Annotated in this window: 12 protein-coding genes, 2 tRNA genes, 3 rRNA genes and 1 pseudogene; 9 read left to right on the forward strand and 9 right to left on the reverse strand. The window is 62.8% G+C overall.

Annotated features, from left to right (window positions below; all coding sequences use genetic code 11):
- Positions 1-344 precede the first annotated feature (344 nt).
- The 4 genes from OM977_RS03190 to OM977_RS03205 all read left to right on the forward strand — a co-directional run bounded on the left by OM977_RS03190 (position 345) and on the right by OM977_RS03205 (position 6503).
- Positions 345-1868: ribosomal RNA gene (locus OM977_RS03190) — 16S ribosomal RNA — on the forward strand.
- Between the two features lie 538 nt (positions 1869-2406).
- Positions 2407-5532 (forward strand): 23S ribosomal RNA (locus OM977_RS03195).
- Positions 5533-5784: 252 nt separating this feature from the next.
- Positions 5785-5901: ribosomal RNA gene (gene rrf, locus OM977_RS03200) — 5S ribosomal RNA — on the forward strand.
- The 16S, 23S and 5S rRNA genes sit together here, the layout of an rRNA operon.
- Before the next feature lie 101 nt (positions 5902-6002).
- Positions 6003-6503, forward strand: coding sequence for an SRPBCC domain-containing protein (locus OM977_RS03205; RefSeq protein ID WP_264356106.1), 501 nt, complete (start codon positions 6003-6005; stop codon positions 6501-6503).
- Between the two features lie 62 nt (positions 6504-6565).
- On the opposite strand, the gene OM977_RS03210 is transcribed toward OM977_RS03205, so the two are convergent.
- Together OM977_RS03210 and OM977_RS03215 are read right to left on the reverse strand one after the other, a co-directional pair.
- Positions 6566-7600 carry a LacI family DNA-binding transcriptional regulator gene (locus tag OM977_RS03210; RefSeq protein WP_264356107.1) on the reverse strand — a complete coding sequence of 345 codons (1035 nt, stop codon included), beginning with the start codon at positions 7598-7600 and terminating at the stop codon, positions 6566-6568.
- Positions 7601-7602: 2 nt separating this feature from the next.
- A complete protein-coding gene (locus tag OM977_RS03215) occupies positions 7603-9402 on the reverse strand; it encodes a glycoside hydrolase family 13 protein (protein WP_264356108.1) in 1800 nt (599 codons plus the stop codon).
- A gap of 232 nt (positions 9403-9634) precedes the next feature.
- Between OM977_RS03215 and OM977_RS03220 the strand changes: the two genes are divergently transcribed.
- Positions 9635-11002 carry an FAD-binding oxidoreductase gene (locus OM977_RS03220; protein WP_264356109.1) on the forward strand — a complete coding sequence of 456 codons (1368 nt, stop codon included), beginning with the start codon at positions 9635-9637 and terminating at the stop codon, positions 11000-11002.
- 26 nt (positions 11003-11028) lie between these two features.
- Here OM977_RS03220 and OM977_RS03225 read toward each other — a convergent pair whose 3' ends face one another.
- The 4 genes from OM977_RS03225 to OM977_RS03240 form a co-directional block, all read right to left on the reverse strand.
- Positions 11029-12447 carry a DUF4032 domain-containing protein gene (locus OM977_RS03225; protein ID WP_264356110.1) on the reverse strand — a complete coding sequence of 473 codons (1419 nt, stop codon included), beginning with the start codon at positions 12445-12447 and terminating at the stop codon, positions 11029-11031.
- A gap of 170 nt (positions 12448-12617) precedes the next feature.
- Positions 12618-13700: an ABC transporter ATP-binding protein gene (locus tag OM977_RS03230; RefSeq protein ID WP_264356111.1), complete on the reverse strand. Its 1083-nt coding sequence runs from the start codon at positions 13698-13700 to the stop codon at positions 12618-12620.
- 239 nt (positions 13701-13939) lie between these two features.
- Complete coding sequence (gene otsB, locus OM977_RS03235) at positions 13940-14740, reverse strand: trehalose-phosphatase (RefSeq protein WP_264356112.1); 801 nt, start codon at positions 14738-14740, stop codon at positions 13940-13942.
- Positions 14730-16196, reverse strand: coding sequence for an alpha,alpha-trehalose-phosphate synthase (UDP-forming) (locus tag OM977_RS03240; RefSeq protein WP_264357274.1), 1467 nt, complete (start codon positions 16194-16196; stop codon positions 14730-14732). Before OM977_RS03240 ends, otsB begins: the two co-directional genes overlap by 11 nt.
- 239 nt (positions 16197-16435) lie before the next feature.
- Here OM977_RS03240 and OM977_RS03245 point away from each other — a divergent pair, with 239 nt between their 5' ends.
- From OM977_RS03245 to OM977_RS03255, 3 genes and pseudogenes are all read left to right on the forward strand, one after another.
- Entirely contained in the window at positions 16436-17326 is an 891-nt protein-coding gene (locus OM977_RS03245; RefSeq protein WP_264356113.1) for a DsbA family protein, read from the forward strand.
- Positions 17327-17544: 218 nt separating this feature from the next.
- Positions 17545-17618 (forward strand) — tRNA-Thr (locus OM977_RS03250).
- 136 nt (positions 17619-17754) lie between these two features.
- Positions 17755-17982, forward strand: a pseudogene (locus tag OM977_RS03255) (transposase); the annotation flags it as partial.
- 373 nt (positions 17983-18355) lie between these two features.
- Here OM977_RS03255 and OM977_RS03260 read toward each other — a convergent pair.
- Positions 18356-19111: an aminoglycoside phosphotransferase family protein gene (locus OM977_RS03260; protein WP_264356114.1), complete on the reverse strand. Its 756-nt coding sequence runs from the start codon at positions 19109-19111 to the stop codon at positions 18356-18358.
- Between the two features lie 109 nt (positions 19112-19220).
- Positions 19221-20558 (reverse strand): hypothetical protein, encoded by a 1338-nt coding sequence (locus OM977_RS03265; protein ID WP_264356115.1) that lies wholly within the window; start codon positions 20556-20558, stop codon positions 19221-19223.
- Between the two features lie 724 nt (positions 20559-21282).
- Here OM977_RS03265 and OM977_RS03270 point away from each other — a divergent pair.
- Positions 21283-21368 (forward strand) — tRNA-Ser (locus OM977_RS03270).
- Positions 21369-21484: 116 nt separating this feature from the next.
- On the opposite strand, the gene OM977_RS19640 is transcribed toward OM977_RS03270, so the two are convergent.
- Positions 21485-22825 (reverse strand): hypothetical protein, encoded by a 1341-nt coding sequence (locus OM977_RS19640; protein ID WP_333473997.1) that lies wholly within the window; start codon positions 22823-22825, stop codon positions 21485-21487.
- Between the last annotated feature and the right edge of the window lie 511 nt (positions 22826-23336).

A 23336-nucleotide genomic window follows, 5' to 3' on the forward strand; every position in this document is an offset into this window, starting at 1 on the left:
TTCCGCGCTGCTCCCCGGAGTTGATCGGCCACCACGACCCAGATGCCTATGGCAAAAATGAGTCGGACGGCCGATTTGACTAGGGTGAAGCGGCCGGGTAAGTTTGAAAAGTTGCTCCGGAGCGATCCACGGCTGAGATGTTGTGGTGGTGCCGGGTGTGTCTGTTGTTTGAGAACTCAATAGTGTGCCAAGTTTGTTGATACCAATTTATTATTAATTGGTTGAATTGACTGGATTATGCCACCCCGTGGTGTGGTCTGGTTTTTACAGCTGGTTTCAAATTTTGTGCGGCCATTTTCTCCCGTTTTCCCGGGGGTGGTGGTTGTGTCTGTTTTTGTTTTACTTCAACGGAGAGTTTGATCCTGGCTCAGGATGAACGCTGGCGGCGTGCTTAACACATGCAAGTCGAACGATGAACCTCACTTGTGGGGGGATTAGTGGCGAACGGGTGAGTAACACGTGAGTAACCTGCCCTTAACTCTGGGATAAGCCTGGGAAACTGGGTCTAATACCGGATATGACTCCTCATCGCATGGTGGGGGGTGGAAAGCTTTATTGTGGTTTTGGATGGACTCGCGGCCTATCAGCTTGTTGGTGAGGTAATGGCTCACCAAGGCGACGACGGGTAGCCGGCCTGAGAGGGTGACCGGCCACACTGGGACTGAGACACGGCCCAGACTCCTACGGGAGGCAGCAGTGGGGAATATTGCACAATGGGCGCAAGCCTGATGCAGCGACGCCGCGTGAGGGATGACGGCCTTCGGGTTGTAAACCTCTTTCAGTAGGGAAGAAGCGAAAGTGACGGTACCTGCAGAAGAAGCGCCGGCTAACTACGTGCCAGCAGCCGCGGTAATACGTAGGGCGCAAGCGTTATCCGGAATTATTGGGCGTAAAGAGCTCGTAGGCGGTTTGTCGCGTCTGCCGTGAAAGTCCGGGGCTCAACTCCGGATCTGCGGTGGGTACGGGCAGACTAGAGTGATGTAGGGGAGACTGGAATTCCTGGTGTAGCGGTGAAATGCGCAGATATCAGGAGGAACACCGATGGCGAAGGCAGGTCTCTGGGCATTAACTGACGCTGAGGAGCGAAAGCATGGGGAGCGAACAGGATTAGATACCCTGGTAGTCCATGCCGTAAACGTTGGGCACTAGGTGTGGGGGACATTCCACGTTTTCCGCGCCGTAGCTAACGCATTAAGTGCCCCGCCTGGGGAGTACGGCCGCAAGGCTAAAACTCAAAGGAATTGACGGGGGCCCGCACAAGCGGCGGAGCATGCGGATTAATTCGATGCAACGCGAAGAACCTTACCAAGGCTTGACATGAACCGGAAACGCCTGGAAACAGGTGCCCCGCTTGCGGTCGGTTTACAGGTGGTGCATGGTTGTCGTCAGCTCGTGTCGTGAGATGTTGGGTTAAGTCCCGCAACGAGCGCAACCCTCGTTCTATGTTGCCAGCGCGTGATGGCGGGGACTCATAGGAGACTGCCGGGGTCAACTCGGAGGAAGGTGGGGACGACGTCAAATCATCATGCCCCTTATGTCTTGGGCTTCACGCATGCTACAATGGCCGGTACAAAGGGTTGCGATACTGTGAGGTGGAGCTAATCCCAAAAAGCCGGTCTCAGTTCGGATTGGGGTCTGCAACTCGACCCCATGAAGTCGGAGTCGCTAGTAATCGCAGATCAGCAACGCTGCGGTGAATACGTTCCCGGGCCTTGTACACACCGCCCGTCAAGTCACGAAAGTTGGTAACACCCGAAGCCGGTGGCCTAACCCCTTGTGGGAGGGAGCTGTCGAAGGTGGGACTGGCGATTGGGACTAAGTCGTAACAAGGTAGCCGTACCGGAAGGTGCGGCTGGATCACCTCCTTTCTAAGGAGCACCTACAACCACCCTGCCGGGCGCATGCCCGTGTGGTGGGGTTGTCAGGAGTACGCCCGTTGCGCAGACGTTTGTTCTGCGGCGGGTGCTCACGGGTGGAATATCAGCAGATAGGTGCCTGGCGGCACATGCCGGCGGCTAGTACGGATCCCCTGACTGTGAGTCATCATGGCGGGGTGGTCCTGGAACGCGGCCGGAATGTTTCCGCTGGGTAGTGTTTGGCACACTGTTGGGTCCTGAGACAACAGGACCGGGAGGTAACTTCCGGGGCTGGTTTGTTTCTGGTTTCCTGGCTGCACCGAGCGCACGGTTTGGCCCCCCTTTTGTGGGGGTTCGTGTGGGGTGTGTGGTACGGGGTTGTTGTTTGAGAACTACATAGTGGACGCGAGCATCTTTTATAAGAAGCAATTTCCAAGAATATGAACCTGGATCTGTCCGGGTACTGCGTGCTGTGGCCCTTTGGGTTGTGGTGGTGGTGTCCGGGTGGTTTTCGTGGTTCTCTCGTGAATTAGCGTTTTTGATCTTTTGTGGTCAAGTTTTTAAGAGCACACGGTGGATGCCTTGGCATTAGGAGCCGAAGAAGGACGTAGGAATCTGCGATAAGCCTGGGGGAGTCGATAACCGGACTGTGATCCCAGGGTGTCCGAATGGGGAAACCCCGCCAGGGGCGCGAGCTGCCTGGTGACCCGCATCTGAACACATAGGGTGCGTGGAGGGAACGCGGGGAAGTGAAACATCTCAGTACCCGCAGGAAGAGAAAACAATAGTGATTCCGTCAGTAGTGGCGAGCGAACGCGGATCAGGCTAAACCGTTCCATGTGTGATAGCCGGCGGGCGTTGCATGGTCGGGGTTGTGGGACTTCCCATTCTGTCTCTGCCGGGACAGTGGGGTGAGTAGTACAGGCATAGGTGAACGGTCTTGAAAGGCCGGCCAGAGAGGGTGTGAGCCCCGTAACCGAAATGTTGTGTACCGCCTGGTGAAGTATCCCAAGTAGCACGGGGCCCGAGAAATCCCGTGCGAATCTGTCAGGACCACCTGATAAGCCTAAATACTCCCTAATGACCGATAGCGGACCAGTACCGTGAGGGAAAGGTGAAAAGTACCCCGGGAGGGGAGTGAAACAGTACCTGAAACCGTGTGCTTACAATCCGTCGGAGCAACCTTGTAGTTGTGACGGCGTGCCTTTTGAAGAATGAGCCTGCGAGTTAGTGTTACGTCGCGAGGTTAACCCGTGTGGGGAAGCCGTAGCGAAAGCGAGTCTGAATAGGGCGTTGCAGTGGCGTGATCTAGACCCGAAGCGAAGTGATCTACCCATGGCCAGGTTGAAGCGACGGTAAGACGTCGTGGAGGACCGAACCCACTTCAGTTGAAAATGGAGGGGATGAGCTGTGGGTAGGGGTGAAAGGCCAATCAAACTTCGTGATAGCTGGTTCTCCCCGAAATGCATTTAGGTGCAGCGTTGCGTGTTTCTTACCGGAGGTAGAGCTACTGGATGGCTAATGGGCCCTACAAGGTTACTGACGTCAGCCAAACTCCGAATGCCGGTAAGTGAGAGCGCAGCAGTGAGACTGTGGGGGATAAGCTTCATAGTCGAGAGGGAAACAGCCCAGACCACCAACTAAGGCCCCTAAGCGTGTGCTAAGTGGGAAAGGATGTGGAGTTGCGAAGACAACCAGGAGGTTGGCTTAGAAGCAGCCATCCTTAAAAGAGTGCGTAATAGCTCACTGGTCAAGTGATTCCGCGCCGACAATGTAGCGGGGCTCAAGTACACCGCCGAAGTTGTGGATTTCAGACATTAGCCTAGCCTTCGTGGTTCAGGCGTCTGGAGTGGTAGGGGAGCGTCGTGTGGGCAGTGAAGTCGCGGTGTAAACCAGCGGTGGAGCCTACACGAGTGAGAATGCAGGCATGAGTAGCGAAAGACGGGTGAGAAACCCGTCCGCCGAATGATCAAGGGTTCCAGGGTCAAGCTAATCTGCCCTGGGTAAGTCGGGACCTAAGGCGAGGCCGACAGGCGTAGTCGATGGACAACGGGTTGATATTCCCGTACCGGCGAAAAACCGCCCATGCTGAACAGGGGATACTAACCGCCCGAGACCTGCCCGACCGCCCTTGTGGTGGAAGGGTTTTGGTGGAGCGCGGGACCTGATCCTGGGAGGCAAGCGTATTAACAGGTGTGACGCAGGAAGGTAGCCAAGCCGGGCGATGGTTGTCCCGGTCTAAGGATGTAGGGCGAACGGTAGGCAAATCCGCCGTTCATGATGCCTGAGACCCGATGGGACCCCCGTATGGGGGGATTTGGTGATCCTATGCTGCCGAGAAAAGCATCGACGCGAGGTTTTAGCCGCCCGTACCCCAAACCGACACAGGTGATCAGGTAGAGAATACTAAGGCGATCGAGAGAATTATGGTTAAGGAACTCGGCAAAATGCCCCCGTAACTTCGGGAGAAGGGGGGCCCCCATCGTGATGGACACTAGCTGTCCGGAGCGTGCAGGGGCCGCAGAGACCAGGGGGAAGCGACTGTTTACTAAAAACACAGGTCCGTGCGAAGTCGCAAGACGATGTATACGGACTGACTCCTGCCCGGTGCTGGAAGGTTAAGAGGACCGGTTAGCCGCAAGGCGAAGCTGAGAATTCAAGCCCCAGTAAACGGCGGTGGTAACTATAACCATCCTAAGGTAGCGAAATTCCTTGTCGGGTAAGTTCCGACCTGCACGAATGGAGTAACGACTTCCCCGCTGTCTCAACCATAAACTCGGCGAAATTGCAGTACGAGTAAAGATGCTCGTTACGCGCAGCAGGACGGAAAGACCCCGAGACCTTTACTATAGTTTGGTATTGGTGTTCGGAGTGGCTTGTGTAGGATAGGTGGGAGACGTTGAAGCCCGGACGCCAGTTCGGGTGGAGTCATCGTTGAAATACCACTCTGGTCACTTTGGACATCTAACTTCGGCCCGTAATCCGGGTCAGGGACAGTGCCTGATGGGTAGTTTAACTGGGGCGGTTGCCTCCTAAAAAGTAACGGAGGCGCCCAAAGGTTCCCTCAGCCTGGTTGGCAATCAGGTGTCGAGTGTAAGTGCACAAGGGAGCTTGACTGTGAGAGAGACATCTCGAGCAGGGACGAAAGTCGGGACTAGTGATCCGGCGGTACATTGTGGAATGGCCGTCGCTCAACGGATAAAAGGTACCTCGGGGATAACAGGCTGATCTTGCCCAAGAGTCCATATCGACGGCATGGTTTGGCACCTCGATGTCGGCTCGTCGCATCCTGGGGCTGGAGTAGGTCCCAAGGGTTGGGCTGTTCGCCCATTAAAGCGGTACGCGAGCTGGGTTTAGAACGTCGTGAGACAGTTCGGTCCCTATCCGCTGCGCGCGCAGGAAATTTGAGAAGGGCTGTCCTTAGTACGAGAGGACCGGGACGGACGAACCTCTGGTGTGTCAGTTGTACTGCCAAGTGCACCGCTGATTAGCTACGTTCGGATGGGATAACCGCTGAAAGCATCTAAGCGGGAAGCTCGCTTCGAGATGAGATTTCCATACACCTTGTGTGTGAGAGGCCCCCAGCCAGACCACTGGGTTGATAGGCCGGATGTGGAAGCGAGGACTAACGACTCGTGAAGCTGACCGGTACTAATAGGCCGATAACTTACACCACACACCACCCCGCGAACCCGTTCAAAAGGGGTTCGCACCAAAGGGGTGGTACAAAGAAACAAGACTGCTTGCGTCCACTATGTGGTTCCCAACCAACGAACCCGGTCCCGCCGGCTTTGTTGCCACGGGAACAAGAAAACCACAACTGAATAACAACACCACCCCCGCCCCCAACCGGGCGGGAGCACATGTTGTAACCACGAAGATTTCCCACCCCCGACGCCCAGGCGCCCCGGGGGACGGGTAACAGGGTTACGGCGGTCATAGCGTGGGGGAAACGCCCGGTCCCATCCCGAACCCGGAAGCTAAGACCCACAGCGCCGATGGTACTGCACCCGGGAGGGTGTGGGAGAGTAGGTCACCGCCGGACATAAATTACGGTCGAGAGCCTCCAGAGACACTCTGGAGGCTCTCCCGCATTTAACCCCCCACCACCAAACAACCCACGTGTCGCGGGTAGAGTAAATGCCCATGGATAACCTCTTCAGCCACGCTTCTGCCGGCCCGTCCGATAGCCCGGAACCGGAGGCAGGCGATGGTCTGGAGCCCCTCGTCTATACGGTTGTGGTGCCGGGCGCCGTCGCCAGGGCGTTTGTGGGCTTCACGGAGCATACCCATCTCTGGTGGCCGCTGGAAGATCATGCCGTCTTCGGGGCGGGGTCCTACGTGGAGTTCGAAGAGAACCTCATCCTGGAGACTGCGGACGACGGCAGGACGGCGGTGTGGGGGTCGATTGACGACTGGCAGCCGCCGCTGTCTTTCCATGCGAGCTGGCACCCCGGCAGCTCAGCGGTGTGGTCCACGGAGCTCCGCGTGGCGTTCCGCGCCGTCGAGGGCGGTAGCGAGCTCCGGTTGGTGCACAGCGGTTGGGAAGGGGCGGAGGACCCCGCTGCAGCCCGGGCCGAGTACGCCGCGGGCTGGCCCGTCGTGCTGCAGCGGTTCGTGCGGTTCATGGGCGGTCCCGAAGACTGACGCCTCCGGGTGTGCTTGGGCCGGGGAGCCCGGCATCGTGGGGCGGGGCTGCCCGCCGGACCTTAGCCGCGGAGGGGCGCACTCTCCAGCGGCGGCACGGCCGTGCTGGAGCGGATGATGAAGCGGGTTGGGTACTCGGTGTCCTCGGCTGCGGTGTCCAGGCCGCCGTCGAGCCCTGCCAGCAGACGCCGCACCGCCAGCGCGCCTTGGCCCCGGGCGTCCTGGTCGATCGTGGTCAAGCCGAATACTTCACCGAGCTCGTGGCCATCGATGCCGATGACGGAGAGGTCGTAGGGTATCCGGAGCCCATAGTCCCGTGCGGCCAGGATAGTGCCGATCGCCATCTCATCAGAAGCGGCAAAGACGGCTGTCGGGCGTTCCGAGGAGCCCCCGAGCAGGCGCCTGGCGCTGGCGTACGCGCCCCGGACGGTGAAGTCGGCGGAGACCTGCCACTCCGGGCGGACAGCCAGGCCGGCGTCCCGCATGGACTTCTCGAAACCCTCTTGGCGTGTACCGGGGAGCCGGAAGTCCTTGTTGTACGCGGCGTCGCCGGTGATGTGCGCAATTCTGGTGTGGCCAAGCTGGATCAGGTGCCGGGCAGCAGCCTCGGCGATGCCCGAGTCGTCGATGCGGATGGTCGAGGCTCCCGGCAGCGGGCCGCCGATTCCCACGATCGGGCGGCGGGTTGCGAGTAGCTGCTGGATCTCCACCTCCGTCAGTTCGAGTGACACAGCAATGACCGCGTCCACGCGTTTGCGCCGCAGGAAGTCGTTCAGCACGTTGTGCCGGCGCTCGTCGTTGTCGCTGACGTTGTACAGGGTGAGGTCGTACCCCGCATCAAGGAGGCTCGCGGAGACGCCGTCCACCACGGAGGAGAAGAACCAGCGGTGGACGGACGGAACCATGACGCCAACGTTATGGTTCCGCCCGGAGGCCAGGCTGGAGGCGGAATAGGAGAGGACAAAGCCAAGCTCGGCGGCGGCGGTCTGGGCACGCTGCCTGCTGCGCGCCGAGACATGGCCTTTGCCGCTCAGGGCCCGGGAAACCGTGGCCGTGGACAGGCCGGCCCGCTCCGCAACGTCCTTGATGCCCGGCATTGTCAGCGCTCCGTGTCCCCGAGGTAGATTTCCAGCCAGACAGTCTCACCTGATCCGAGGCGGTGCCGGTCCTCGGCCAGTTCCGCCCATTCGCTTTCTGCCTCGCTGGCCTGGGCAGAGGCGGCGGAGCTGCGCAGCAGGACCGTCCCGGCGGGGAGCTCCACCGGCTCGTGGCCCACGTTCATCAACACCAGGGTGGTCCCGTTGAGGTAGGCGAGGCAGGTGTCCGTGCACCAGTCCTCGAGCCAGGACAACGATCCGGCTCCGAGCCGCAGTTCGCGCCGCAGCGCCAGCATGCGCCGGTACAGGCTCAGGTGCGACGACGGCGACGCGGCCTGGGTGTCCCGTGCCAGTGCACTGAAGCTCGCCGGCTGCGGAAGCCACGGGTTCGCTCCGGTTCCGAAACCGGCGTGGAGCTCGCCGCTGCGCCAGGGCAGCGGGACGCGGCAGCCGTCACGGCCCAGCCGCTGGCCGCCCGTGCGGCCGAACGTCGGATCCTGCCGCTGGTTGTCCGGAATATCGATGCCGTCCGGCAGGCCGAGCTCTTCACCCTGATACAGGTAGGCACCGCCGGGCAGGCCAAGCATGAACATCGTGGCGGCTGCCGCCCGGGACCGGCCAAGGGCCTCGTTGGGCTGCGGGTCAAAGGGTCCGATCCCGTCGCCATCCCGCGGTGCGTGGCCGTCGTAGCCAAATCGGGTGGCGTGCCGGACGACGTCGTGATTGGAGAGCACCCAGGTGCTGGGAGCACCGACGGAATCCAGCGACGTCAGCGATTCGTTAATGACATGGCGCATCCGCCCCACGTCGAGGCCGGCGTGCAGGAACGGGAAGTTGAACGCCTGGTGCATTTCGTCCGGGCGGACCCAGTCGGCCAGGCGGGGGAGCGGGTCCACGTTGGCCTCGGCGCAGAGGATGCGGTCGGGGCCGTACTCGGCCAGGATCCGCCGCCATTTGCGGTAGATGTCATGCAGGGCAGGCTGGCCGAACATGGGGGCCTCATGGCCCGGGTAGCCGTCACTGCTGGCACCGTCGGCACGCCCGCCCCATTCCGGCAGTCCGGCCGCCTTGACGAGGGCATGGGCCACATCGACGCGGAATCCGGAAACCCCGCGGTCCAGCCAGAAGCGCAGAACGCGTTCGAACTCCCTGTGCACGGCGTCGTTGTCCCAGTTGAAGTCCGGCTGGGACGTATCGAACAGGTGCAGGTACCACTGGCCGGGCGTGCCGTCGGGTTCCGTGATGCGCGTCCAGGCCGAGCCGCCAAAGTGGGACTGCCAGTTGTTCGGCGGCTCCTCCCCGAAGGCGCCCCGTCCGTCGCGGAAGATGAACATGTCCCGCGCCGGGCTTCCGGCGGGGGCAGCCAGGGCCGCCTGGAACGCCTGGTGCTGGTCGGAGCAATGGTTGGGAACAAGGTCCACGATCATGCGCAGGCCCAGCCGGGTGGCTTCGGTGATCATGGCGTCAAAGTCGGCGAGGGTGCCGAACAGGGGATCGACGTCGCAGTAGTCGCTGACGTCGTAGCCTGCGTCGCGCTGCGGGGAGCGGTAGAAAGGCGAGAGCCAGACGGCGTCGATATCCAGTTCGGCGAGCTTGGGAAGCTCGGCGGTGATGCCCGCCAGGTCGCCGATGCCGTCTCCGTTCAGATCCCGGAACGATCGGGGGTAGACCTGATAGATGACGGCCGAGCGCCACCACCCGGGGGTGTGGTCGGCAGCGTGCACCGGGGTCAATGGGCCGGTCAGCGGACCGGTCAGGCGGGCCAGACCTGCGGGGGCGGCGAGTACGGAATCGACGGACATGCCGGTAAGCGTATGGCCCAAACGGCCAAAATGGAAACGCTTCCAGATATTTTACGGCGAGCCTTAGTTGCGCCAGCGTCTTTAGATTTCTAGGCACCCGCCACGAGGGTAATGATTCTGGAAGCGTTTGCATTAGTGAGCTGCATCACCGATGATGCCAGGCAGCGACCAGAATCCGGGGTGCTGATTCCCGGCTTACACTGAAGACCGGATTCGAAGAACGGGAGACCGCATGAGCATCATTGACGAGCTCGCCTCAGCACTGGGCCCGGCCAAAGTTGTGCTGGACGCGGCGGCGCTGGCTGCGTACGCCGTGGATCAGGCCCCGGTGCTGGACTTCCAGCTTCCCCAGGCGGTGGTGTTCGCCGAATCCGTGGAGGATGTCCAGGTGACCGTCCGCGCTTGCGCAGCCCGGGGAGTGCCCGTGGTGGCCCGCGGAGCAGGTACTGGCGTCTCGGGCGGCGCCCACGCCAGCCAGGGCTGCGTTGTGCTGAGCCTGGAGCGCATGAACCGGATCCTGGACCTCAACCCGGACGACGAGACGGCCGTCGTCGAACCCGGCGTCATCAATGCGGACCTCAACGCCGCCGCCGCCGACCACGGGCTGATGTTCGCCCCGGACCCGGCTAGCTTCAGGATGTCGACCATCGGCGGGAATGTGGCCACAAACGCCGGTGGACTGCGTTGCGCGAAGTACGGCGTGACGCGGGACTCGGTCCTGGCCCTCGACGTCGTACTCGCCGACGGCTCGCTCATCCACACCGGCCACCAGACCTTCAAAGGCGTGGCCGGGTATGACCTGACCGGGCTTTTCGTGGGCTCCGAGGGGACGCTGGGGATTGTCGTCGGCGTCACCGTCCGGCTCAAGTACCTTCCGAGCGAGGTGCACACGATCGCGGCGTTCTATCCGGACTTCCGCAGCGCCGCGGCTGGCGTCCTCGCCGTCGGACAGGCCCGGGTGCAGCCGGCCATCATGGAGTTGCTCGACGGCGGCTCACTCGCCCAGCTCGATGATATCCACGGCTCGGACCTTGCAGCGCGTGGTGCCGCCCTGCTCCTCATCCAGACTGACGGCTTTGGCGCAGCGGCCGAGGCGGCGGCCATCCGGCCCCTGCTCGCGGCGGGCGGGGCCGTGGTGACCATGGAGGCGAATACGGAGGCCGAACAGCTCGTTGAGCTGCGCCGCAACAGCCGCGGCGTCGAGGTGGACGATGAATACCGGGTGGGCGAGGACGTCGCAGTGCCCCGCTCCCGGCTGGTGGATTACGTTGCCGAGCTTGAGGCCATGGCCCTGACGTACGGAGTCCAGCTGAAGGTCGTGGCGCATGCCGGGGACGGGAACCTGCACCCCACGTTCTGGGTGGACCGGGTGGACAGCGCCGTCGACGCCGGCGCCATGGAACGGCTCGGCGCGGCCCTGGATAAGTCGATCACCGTGGCGCTGGCGATGGGCGGCACCATCACGGGGGAGCACGGGATCGGCCAGTACAAGCTGCGCTGGCTGGGACTCGAGCAGAAGGAGCCCGTGCGCGAGCTGCAGCGCCGGATCAAGGAACTTTTCGATCCGGCCGGCATCCTGAACCCCGGCAAGGCGATTTAACCCGGCCGCGCTAGGACCGTGGGATCCTAGTCGTCGGAGTCGGGGTATTCCTCGATGGATTCGTCGGCGCCGTAGCGGGACTCCTCGTTTTCGACCTCCAAAATCTTCAGCATTTCCGTGTCCGGATTGAGCATGATGGCAGCCTCGTCGCGGCGGTGGCGCAGTTCGGAGTCGATGTAGGACTGCACCGCTTCGGCCAGCGGAATGTGGCGGTTCTCCTTCTCGGACATGTACCAGCGGTGCTCGAGGATCTCGTGCACGGCTTCCGCCGGTTCGAGCTTGCCGGACAGGTCCCGGGGGATGGAGCGGACAATCGGCTCGAAGATCTGGCTGACCCAGAGATGGGCGCTGTATTCCTCGTCCATGTCCGGGTTGTTGTCCGCCCGGAAGGAGTCCATGTCATTCAGGAGCCGGCGGGCCTGGTTTTCCTGCGCGTCCAGTCCGGTCAGGCGCAACAGGCGGCGCTGGTGGTGCCCGGCGTCTACCACCTTGGGCTGGAGCTGGATGGTGGAGCCGTTCTGGGTGGTCTTGATCGCATATTCCCCGACGTCGAACCCGAGCTCGTTGAGCCGCCGGATGCGGGCGGCCACCCGCCAACGCTCACCGATCTCGAAGGATTCCTTCTCGGTCAGTTCCGTCCAGAGCCGGCGGTAGCTGTCCATGATGAGCTCGCTGGTGGCCACGGGATCCACCTTTTCCTCGATCAGCCCGCCGTCGAGCAGGTCCATCAGCTCACCCGCAATGTTGACACGCGCGATTTCGAGATCGTACTCGCGCTGCCCGGTGGAGAGATCGGGGTACAGCTCGCCTGTCTCTGCATCCACCAGGTACGCCGCGAAGGCGCCTGCGTCGCGGCGGAACAGGGTGTTGGAGAGCGAGACGTCGCCCCAGTAGAACCCGATCAGGTGCAGCCGGACCATCAGGAGCGCCTGCGCATCGATGAGGCGGGTGAGGGTGTCTTTGCGCAACATCTGGGAGAAGAGGGCGCGGTAGGGCATGGAGAACTTCAGGTGCCGCGTGACGAGGACGGGATTGAGGGAGCGGCCGTCCGGGGTGGTGCGCCCCGTGATGACGGCCACCGGCTCCACGCAGGGGACATCCAGCCGGGCCAGCTTGCGCAGCATGTGGTACTCGTGGCGGGCGACGTGCTCGGAGGTTTCCTTGATGGCGATGACGGAGCCGCCGAGGTGGGCGAACCGCACGATGTGCCGGGAGATGCCGCGGGGGAGCGCGGCGAGGTATTCCGCCGGCCAGTCCTCGAGCGCGATATGCCAGGGCAGGTCAAGCAGCTCCGGTTCGGCGGCGGCCGCGGTGATGCTCAGCGAGCTGGACGCCACCGCGCCCTTTGCGTCGTTGGCGCTGGCGGCCTCAAATCGGGGCAGCTTCCCGATCTGACCGTAGTCGGTGGGTTCGTCGTGCCACTGGGCGTTGCTTTCCTCGGTCATGTGCCAATTCTTCCGTATTTGCAGGGCCGCGCGTTAAGCGGGCGGTTAAAACGCCAGACGGCGGCCCTCCGGTTGGGGAGGACCGCCGTCAGTTGCGCCCGTGGGTGGGTGGGCCCACGCCGGTAGGGTTCCCTGGCCGAAGCGGAGCGAGGTTAGGGAACCGGTGGGGACTAGTCGCCCAGGCGCAGGCCGGTCTTGGTGTCGAACAGGTGTACGTGGCCTGACTGCGGACGGACCCAGATGGACTCGCCCTTCATTGGAGGGCGGCGGCCGTCTACGCGGGCCACGATGTCGTGGCTCTGGCCGTCCAGCGTGGTGTGGCCGTAGACGTAGGCATCGGCGCCGAGTTCCTCGACGACGTCGACCTCTACCTGAAGGCCCTCACCCTCGGGTGCGTTCTCCAGGTCCTCCGGGCGGGAGCCGACGGTCACGGTCTGGCCGTGGGCTTCCTCGAGGACGTCCCGGGGAACCGGGTAAACGGTGCCGCCGAACTGGACGCCGCCGTCGACGACGGGAAGTTCCAGGAGGTTCATGGCGGGGGAGCCGATGAAGCCGGCTACGAAGACATTCTTCGGCTTGTCGTAAAGGTTGCGCGGGGTGTCTACCTGCATCAGCAGGCCGTCCTTCAGCACCGCGACGCGGTCACCCATCGTCATGGCCTCAACCTGGTCGTGGGTCACGTAGACCGTGGTGACGCCCAGGCGGCGGGTCAGGGATGCGATCTGCGTACGGGTCTGCACGCGGAGCTTGGCGTCAAGGTTGGACAGCGGCTCATCCATGAGGAAGACCTGCGGGTTACGCACGATGGCGCGGCCCATGGCAACGCGCTGGCGCTGGCCACCGGAGAGTGCCTTCGGCTTGCGGTCCAGGTACGGCTCGAGGTCCAGGAGCTTGGCAGCTTCACGGACACGCTCGGCGCGCTCTTCCTTGCTGACGCCGGCAATCTTCAGCGCGAAACCCATGTTGTCCGCAACCGTCATGTGCGGGTACAGCGCGTAGTTCTGGAAGACCATGGCGATGTCACGGTCCTTTGGCGGAACGTCGGTGACGTCGCGGTCGCCGATGAGGATCCGGCCGGAGTTTACGTCCTCAAGACCGGCGAGCATGCGCAGGGAGGTCGACTTTCCACAGCCGGAGGGTCCAACGAGGACGAGGAATTCGCCATCGGCGATTTCAATGTTGAGCTTGTCAACAGCGGGCTTGTCAGTGCCCGGGTACAGACGTGTTGCGTTGTCAAAAGTAACTGTAGCCACAGTTATCAATCCCTTCACCGGCAGGTACGTGCCGGACGATCCGTAGTGAATGGTCTTTTTATGCAGTTGTTAATTCAGCTGTGGTTCTCTGGTCGCGCGCATACTCCCCGGCCGAAGCCGAGGAGTATCCAGTGACGCCGCACGGTTCTTGTGCGCCACATCACAACTAGAGTATGTCAGATTTTTAGCAAAAGGGCTAAAAAGTTACGAATGTCACACGTGATCCGTCTTACATGACGTCAGGCGCCGACTGCCCGCCTGCGTTCCCGGAGGAGGGCCTCCATCAGTTCGGCGACATGTACCGGCGCCTCGACGCGGAACTCGGCCTGGGTGAAATCCAGGCCGACTTTCACGCCCACGTCCCCCGGGAGCAGCCTGCCCAGGGCGTCCTCGTCCGTGACGTCGTCCCCGGCGAAGACCACGGCGGAGGCGCCGGTCGCCTGCCGCAGGAAGTCCACGCCCTCACCTTTGGAGGCGTGGACCACGGCGGTTTCCAGGACACGGTTGCCGGTCTTCAGAAAGACGCCTGGCCGGTCCTGCAGCACGGCGCGGGCCGCCGACACGGCGTCTTCGGCGACGTCGTCGGCGGCAAGTCTCGTGTGCAGCACCACCCCGGCCGGCTTGTCCTCCAGCAGTGTGCCCGGGGCCTCCTCCACGATCTCCTCGAGAACCCGGCGGATGCCGGCGAGCAGCTCACGCTGCGCGTCGTCGAGGACCAGCGGGGAGGAGCCCTGACCCATCCACGCTTCCGCCCCGTGGCTGCCGATCAGCAGGGTCTTATCCGGAGGGAAGGCGACGGCCCGAAGGCTCTCCAGGGCGCGTCCCGAGATGAGCGCCGTCGTCGTCCGCGGCAGCTCGGCCAACGCGGCGAAGGCCGCGGCCGAACGGGGGAGTGAACGGGAATCCGAGGCATGGTCCACGAGGGGTGCCATGGTGCCATCGAAATCCATCGCGACCAGCAGGTGGTCCGTAGCGGCCACCCGGCGGATAGCCTCGAGCAGTTCCGGGGAGAGGGACAGCGGAGCCGTCTCAGGAGTCATCGCGGATTACCTTCTCTTTGAGGGCGGCGAGGAAGTCGGAGGACCACAGGTCGACGTCGTGGTCCAGGATCTGTTTGCGCATCGAGCGCATCCGGCGCCCCGCCTCGGCGGGCTGCATGGTGACGGCCTTCATGATGGTGTCCTTGAGCCCGTCGATGTCGTGCGGGTTCATCAGCAGGGCCTGCTTGAGCTGGTCCGCGGCGCCGGCGAACTCGCTCAGCACGAGCGCGCCGTCGTTGTTCGTGCGGGCCGTGACGTATTCCTTGGCCACGAGGTTCATGCCGTCCCGGAGGGCCGTGACCAGCATGACGTCCGCTGCCAGGTACAGCGCCACCATTTCCTCAATCGGGTAGCTGTGGTGCAGGTAGCGCACAGCAGTGTGCTGCATGGTGTCGTAAGTGCCGTTGATATGGCCGACGGTGCCCTCGACCTCCTCACGCAGCAACCGGTACTGCTCGACGCGTTCCCGGCTGGGGCTCGCAACCTGGATCAGCGCGGCGTCCTCCACTGAGACCAGGCCGTCCGCCAGCAGTTCCTCGTAGGCCTTGAGCCGGTGCCGGATGCCCTTGGTGTAGTCAAGCCGGTCGACACCGAGCAGGATCGTCTTGGGACTGCCGAGATCGCGGCGGATCTGGCTGGCACGCTCGATGATTTCGGGTCTCCGCGCCAGCTCGCTGATCTGCTGGACGTCGATCGAGATGGGGAACGCCTGGGCACGGGCGATATGGGTGGTCTCGCCGTCGGACCCCCGGACATGGATCTGTTGCTGTTTGACGCTGGCCCCGAGGAAGCGCCGGGCGGAGCGCATGAAGTTACCGGCGTCGCTGGGGCGCTGGAAGCCGACCAGGTCGGCACCGAGCAATCCGTCGATGATGGCCCGGCGCCACGGCAGCTGGGCGAAAATTTCCGGCGGCGGGAAGGGGATGTGGTTGAAGAACCCGATCTTCAGGTCCGGACGTGCCTCGCGGAGCATCTTGGGCACGAGCTGCAGCTGGTAGTCCTGCACCCAGACCGTGGCGCCCTGGTTTGCGTGCTCGATGACGGCGTCGGCGAACCTCCGGTTGACCCGCCGGTAGGAATCCCACCAGGTCCGGTGGAACTCCGGGGGTGCGATCACGTCGTGATACAGCGGCCAGAGCGTGGCGTTCGAAAAGCCCTCATAGAAGAGCTCGATGTCGTCCGTGCTGAGCTGGACCGGGACCAGGTCAATGCCGCCGTGGCTGAAGGGTTTTACGGTTTCGTCAGGAGCGCCGTGCCAGCCCACCCAGGCGCCGTCCGTCTTCGTCATCATGGGTGCGAGGGCGGTCACCAGGCCCCCGGGGGAGCGGCGCCAGCCGTCCTCGCAGCCGGGCTCGTCCGGGGAACAGCGGTCGACGGGCAGGCGATTGGAGACCACCATGAAGTCGTATAGTGAGTCCGCCTCGGCAGTGGCCTTGGATGCCTTGCCCTGGGGCATTTCGTCCGCTTCGGAGGTTTGTTCATTGCCGTGGTCGGCGCGGTCGGTCGCTTGCATTGCTGCCCCCTGGGGTCGCTTGTGGCTCTCAGCCCACCCTAGCCGGACGGAATCTTCCGGGCCATTCGTCCGTTAGGAGGCGTGAAGGCAAAACTTGAAAGCGCAAGCTCTCGGGTTTCTCCCCTAAAATGATGAAGTTGCCACCCAGTGGAGCATTCCAGGCCGATCGACACGAGGAATTAATGAGCCCCGCAAACGACCCCCGTCAGTCCAAAGCAGAGCGCACTGCCGCGGCCCGCGAGAAAGCCCGTGAAATCCGCGAGGCGCAGCTGAAGAAAGAAAAGCGCAACAAGCTGCTCATCGGCTGGGGCATCGTTGCCGCCGTCGTGGCCATTCTCGCCATCGTGGCTCTGGTGGTCACCTCCAGCATCAGGAACAACGCCCCGATCGCCGACGAAGGGCCCACGCCGGCCAACGGCAACATCCACGGCGGCGTCACGCTGCTCGCCAATTCCGAGGTAGCCCAGTTGCCCTCGGCGACGGTCAAGCTCGCCGACCTTCCGGCAGCGCCGGCCACGCCGCCGGCCGAGGTCACCGCCCCGGGCGCCGAGCCTGAGGCCGGCAAACCGGTCAAGGTTGTCCTCTATATCGACTTCATCTGCCCCGTATGCAAGAACTTCGAAGCGCAGTACAACGAAACCCTGACCAGCCTGCGCAACGAAGGCAAAATCTCGGTCGAGTACCGCCCGCTCGGCTTCCTGGACAGCCGGTCCACCACCAACTACTCCTCCCGCGCGGCCAACGCCGCCGCCTGCGTGGTCAACGAATCCCCGGAGAAGTACTCGGACTTCGTCAACGCGCTCTTCGATAAGCAGCCTGCCGAAGGCGGTGCCGGCCTGCCGGACTCGGAGTTGAAGAAGATGGCAACCGACCTCGGAGCCAAGAGCATCGACAAGTGCGTGGATGACAAGACCTACCGCCCGTTCGTGAAGTACACCACCCAGGAAGCCTCGGCCATTGGGGTCACGGGCACGCCCACCGTCTTCGTCGAAGGCAAGCAGTGGGGCAAGGGCGAGAGCGCCCAGACCCCGTTTGAGCAGTTCCTCACGGCGGCAATCGACGCCAAGCAGTAACAGCGCCACCGCAAGGCAACAGCAGTCGGCCCGGTCCCGGATTCGTCCGGAGCCGGGCCGACTGTTTTGGCGTGGGCACGCGGTTGGTCAGGCCATTCGGCGGCGGTCCTGCGCGCGTCCCGACCGGGTTTTTACCACCGGGGGTCAGTGGGCTAACCTTATCTAGCGCCGTGGCGCCACGCCCTTCCCGGGCGACGGTCCGTTTGGCGCGAAGGAATGCCTCCTTAGCTCAGTTGGCCAGAGCACCGCTCTTGTAAAGCGGGGGTCGTCGGTTCGAATCCGACAGGGGGCCCTACGAACCCCTCCGTTCCGGCAATTTTGCCCCGAACGGAGGGGTTTTTCATGCCTAAAAAGTGGGCACGACACGCTTACGTGCGTGCTTGCTGAACAACACCGGTAGCCCGCAATCCGTGCTCCTCTATCCGGGAGCGGCGCAAATCCCGGTGTACTTCTGTGACCCCGCCAGCCCCTGGCAGCGCGGCTCGAATGAGAACATCAACCAGTACTTCCCGAAAGGCACAGACCTGGGCGTCCACAGCCCAGAACACCTCGCCATGGTCGCCGCGGAACTCAACCGGCGACCTCGCGAAATCCTGGGGTGGCAGAGCCCCATGGAGCACCTGGCTAGACTGGCTTCACCACCGACAGGACCATAAACCGTTGCAGCGTCCGCTGAAATCCGCCGCCCGGCCGAAATGGCTCACTTTTCGACCGGTGCTGACACTGTAGGGCCGGGTGACGGAAAGCCTGCTGAGTTCAGCCTCACTTCCCTTACCGCTGCCCGCGATAGCGACGGCAAGACCCAGGTCACTGCGCGGGTAACCAACACGGGAGGGAGAGCCTTGGACGTCTTCGGAAACCTCGTTCTGAACGAAGGCTCAGGCGGCCTTTCCGCTGGTCCCTTAATGTTACAAAGGCGACAACCATCGTCCCTGAACAGGCTCAAAACGTGGTCTTCTTGCCTCCGGCGGAAATGCCGAAGGCGCCGTGGACAGCCAAACTCCAACTAAAAAGGCCGGCCAGTCGGCCCTACAAGTCGTCGATGAGAGTCCATCGTGCCTCTCGGTCGCCGTCCTGAAGCGTGCGGACCCGGTGCAGTAGCTCGGTATGGTGCCGTTGATCGAGCAAGCGAAATCCAGCGAGGAGAAGATTGAGTTCGCGGAGTGTCACCATCTCATCCAGAACTGCGTCCGGGGCGGGGCCACCACAGTCCTGTTGGGCGGCGCATGCGAGATGGTCGAGATCCCATCGATGGTTTTCGAACCGGCGCGCAATGAAGATCGCGCTCGACCAATCCCAGGCAACCGGTCCGACACATATGTCGTCGAGATCGAACCACTTTGCGCGACCGTCAGAGGCGAAGCCGATGTTGTCCGGGTGCGGGTCGCCGTGCAACCCTGATACCCGCCCGGTCCCCACTCGCCCGAGTCGACATTTCACCCGGTCGAAGACCTCCGAAAGCGGCTCAACGTGCACTCCACGAGATTCTCTGAGATCGTTGGCCGTCCGCTCCAGCCAGTCCCATTCCGGCGCACCGCTCCGCTCGACCGGGGCTGAATGCAGGGCAGTCAACAAGCTGACGTAGCTTTCCTGAGAAACCAGCCCCGGCCGGAGGTATTCAGCAGTGGAAACCTCGTAGCCGCTCCGCTCGAGAGGACGACCAAGAAGTCGAACGAGCGGCACCCCGCCTTCCAGTAACGAGTTATAGAAGTCACACGGGAATGGCCGTGGCGGGTGCCGCCGGACGCGCACGACCGACGAAGGTTCGACGTGTGCGCCCGTCACGGGGCTAACACCTAATACGACGGAATGGTGGCCCTCTCCGACCCAGGCTAGTTCTGCCCCGGGGAAGATCCCGGCGGCTGCGGCCCGGGCCGCTCCTAAGTCGAGCGCGTCACTCACTTTGCTTCCGCCGCCAGACGCGCAGGGGCCGAGCGGTGAGGGAGGTAGCGAGGACCAACACCGAGAAGGCCGCCGTCATGGTCGTGAGCAACATTAACCGTGTCTCGTTGACGCCGAGTATGGCCCCGCCGACCACGAAGTCTGCGAGGGCTGCGCCACTGCTCAGTACAGTGAACAACGTGAACATCAGGGCGAGCCGGTTGAAACGATCGGTTCGATGCGCCTCGGCTTCGCTGTATCGCTGCTGCGCCATACGACTAAGCAGCGTGAGCTTTCGTTCTGTAGATGCCTCCAACTGCCCCCAACCCGAGACGCGCGTCCGCGACTGCCAGACACCGACAGAGGCACTCCCCAGGAAGGCGACGGTGCTCTGCACCTTCGACCGGAACAACTCCGACCCTTCGAAGCTGCGGGTGGCGAACCTGACATGTTTGAGGGACTGGCGACGGTTAGCTCCCCGGGACGTCACCACGAGCGCGTTTAGCTCGTCAAACAACGCTCCATCTATGGCCAGGGCCCGCGCAAGCATTGCGGCCTCGAACTCGAAGATCCGAATGATCCAATCAGGCTCTTCAGCCGCTGCGTGGCAGGCAATAACACTGTTGTCCACGCCAATCACTACCACGGAGTCACGAAACTCAAGCACCTCGTAAAAGTTCGGAAGCATGCCCCGATAGTGGTCACGAGCTGCAGCTGGGTCGTCGGATTCGGTGATGAATACCCGTTGCAGCCAAAGGAGTCCATCATCTTTCGATGTGGTGGAACCGGAACCGTCGTCTACTGAAAGGGGAATTGCGAGCCTCGCGCCTTGCTCAAAAGCCTGTACCACTCTCTCGAGCCTGCGCCAAAGCTGAGTACTTAGTCGGGTGGTGATCTGCTCGGTGAGTATCGCGAACGCGTGCGAGTCCACGGAGGGCGGTAGCGTGACGGTCATCGAGAGACGCACGCACGCCACGGAGAAGGTGAAAAAGTTCACCGAAAGCGCGCGAAGAGACCAGTTTTCACCGGCGACGGCCTTTAAGTCTCCGTCGACGAGGGCCGAGACGAGAGGATCTTCGTAACGCACGAGAGCCATTGGGAGAACGTCACGGTTACGGCCGCCGGGCGGCGTATAAAGGAGATCTTGTTCCTCAATCGCAGCGACCGTCCAAGGAACAGCCCCCGTCGGCGGCTCCTCTTCGGCCAGTTCGCGGCTCACACCGTTCAGCGCCGCTAGCAACCGGCTTTGATGGCGGTCGAAGCCCTCGAAGTAGACAAGTTCACTATCCAACGGCAGATCGAAGGCTATGGGACCGAGGACTTCGATCTGGAATTGATTCTGTGACCCCATAGCTTGCACCCTCCGTTGAAACGTCCAGTTTAAGTCCCCCAATCCTATGCCGGACGGTCCTCGCCGGGCATTCGGCGCCCGATTTGCGAAGTCGAACCGTCCCGCTAGCCACTGACTCGGTCCGGACCCGAGGCAGCACAAGCTCCAACCAGTCGTGGGCTATCGGACAGCCGGGGATTGAATCAGCACTATGTTCACCCCCGGCTCAGATGCGGCCGAGTGATGAGCCGCGACGTCACCAGACCGAGGCGCAGGGTCAGTCCAGTCCTTCTGCTTGTGGGGATGCAGAACATGCTTGCCGCCCTGGCCGAGTACGAGCCCGAGTCGCCCAGGGCGCGCGCGAAGAGCACCCTGTAGGTGCTCCTGAACGACGGGTGACGGCGGCCAGCCTTTCCCAGCCTCACCCTATCCAACGCTTGAGTTAGATGATCGGTCCTCGCTGCGCTCGGGCTGTAGAAGCGTTTTTCTGTTTTTTGCTGTGCCTAGTGTCGGCGCTTCGCTTATTTCCTCCCACAACCCATCCGCTGCTCGCCCTCGGGTTGTGGCGGCTCCGTCGGGCACAGCTACGCGATGCTCCGCTCCGGACGGGAGTCTTCGTTGACAACGTCATTGAGATTCCTTCGTATCTGCCCAGCGACACGTTTACGACACGCTTTGGACGGGAACTGTCGGGAACGTACAGGTACGATTTCGACACCAATAGTTGCAAGATTGCTGGTCAGGAGCCGATTCAGGGCACCACCGGGAACACCCGGGATACCCCGCCGCGATAAGCGGGGGTCGTCGGTTCGAATCCGACAGGGGGCCCCACGAAGAACCGCGCCGCCACCGGGATTTCTCCCGGCGGCGGCGCGGTTGTTTTTCTCCACTCCGATGCCGTCCGCCAAATGGGCGGGACTGAGAGGCCCGGAAGCCCGGCCCCGGCCTTAGATGCAGGACTTGTTGTAGTCGAACCCGCCCGAGATGTATTGGGTCATGGTGACTTTGCCGCCGCCTGTCAGCGGCGCCGCCGAACACATGCTGCTGGCGCTGCTAAGCGAACTGGCGCCCGCTAGCCAGCTCCGCTGCCCGTAAAGATTGCTTGTCGAGGGCACTGTGCCGACGATCTCTCCCCACTGGTAGCCGGTCGAGTAGAGGCCCGTCTTGGCTCCGATGCTGGCAAAGTATGCAGCCATGCCTTCCAGGTCGGCCCTGTTGGCGGCTTTGTTCGTGGACCACGAGTTTTCGGTCTCGACGTCCAGCCACCACGTGTAGGACGCCGGGTTCTTGATCCCGCGGATGTTAGCGTCGTCATAGGCCTTGGCATAGCCGTACATGTAGGAGCAGGCGGTGCCGACCGATCCCTTGGTGCAGGCACCGTACGGGTTGGCCACGGTCTTCCCGCCGTACGAGTTGCTGGTGGGCCACCAGGACCCGGCGGTCCCGGGGTTTCCGGTATTGACGTACAGCGCCACGAGGGGCTGCCCGGTCCCGCCGGTGGAGGTGGCGGCCCAGGACAGCTGGGTGGCCAGGCATGGATTGGTGTTGTTCGCCAGGCCGTTGTTGACGCCAACGATCGCGAAGCTCTGGCCCTTGGGCAGAGGCATGCCGCACTGCGGCCAGGACACGTCGACGCCGGGTCCTGCGGCGCTGACTGCGGCGGTGGGGGAGGAGGTCTTCACGCTGCTGGTGTACCCGGTCTTGGATCCGGTGACCGTAACGGAAATGGTCTTGCCCGCGTGGGCCGCGGCCGGCCTGAAGGTGGCCGCGGACGCGCCGATGAGGACAACGCCGTTGGCCTTCCACTGGTACTTCAGTGTCACAGGCGACGGACCCCAGGTGCCCGGGACAGCGGTCAGCGTGTAACCCACCTTGGCGGTGCCGGTGATTGTCGGCACCGGTGCCGGCCCCAGCGTGCCGGCAGCGACGGCGGCAGTGGGGGCGGAGGTCTTTGCGGTGCTGGTGTAGCCGGTTTTCGTCCCCGTGACCGTGACGGTGAGAGTCATGCCCTTTTGGGCCGACGTCGGTTTGTAGGTGGCGGCCGTGGCGCCAATCAGTACAGCGCCGCTGGCCTTCCACTGATACTTCAAGGTCACTGGCGCCGGGCCCCAGGTCCCGGGGACGGCGGTCAGCGTGTAACCGATCTTGGCCATGCCGGTGATCTTGGGCACCGGAGCGGGCTGCAACGGCGCTGCGGACGCTTCGCGTACAGGCGTCGTAGCGTGCGCCGACGAAGGGGCAAGCGGTGCCAGTGCCAGCATCAGGACCACGGCGAGGAACAACCGCATCGATAGAGGCCGAATGCGATCGGATAACAGCATAAAAAATCCCCCAGATGGCCGCGCCCGAAGGGCTGCGCTACCGTGCATAGAAAATGCAGACAGCGAGAATCTAACACGTGGAGCTGTTTTCGAGGCAACGGAACGTCTTGGTCGCGCAGAGGCGGCCGGGACGTTTTGTCTATCCGTGCCGTGTGAACGTTCCGCTCCCGGAAAATCTTTTGCGGAGTTCCGGCGGGTCCTGGAAGAACTAAGTGCGCAGGTCAGGGTTCTGCTGGGCAATTTCGGTGAGGTGCACGGCAGGCCATTCCGCCGGTTTTTCGCCAGTATATTTTTGACTTCAAACAAGGCTCTACCTACGTTTAACCGCACACTGCTGCGATGTACCCCGGATATAGGCCCACCTGCCGACATAACCGGACGCAAGCAGTGCAGGCGCAAATCGCGCCTCGATAGTCGAAAGCAGCAGTCACCGAGTCCCTGCACCCTTGAGTCCCCGCGGCACAAGGCAGTTCGGTGC

Source organism: Pseudarthrobacter sp. MM222 (assembly GCF_947090775.1).
In the GTDB taxonomy this organism is placed as follows: Bacteria; Actinomycetota; Actinomycetes; order Actinomycetales; family Micrococcaceae; genus Arthrobacter.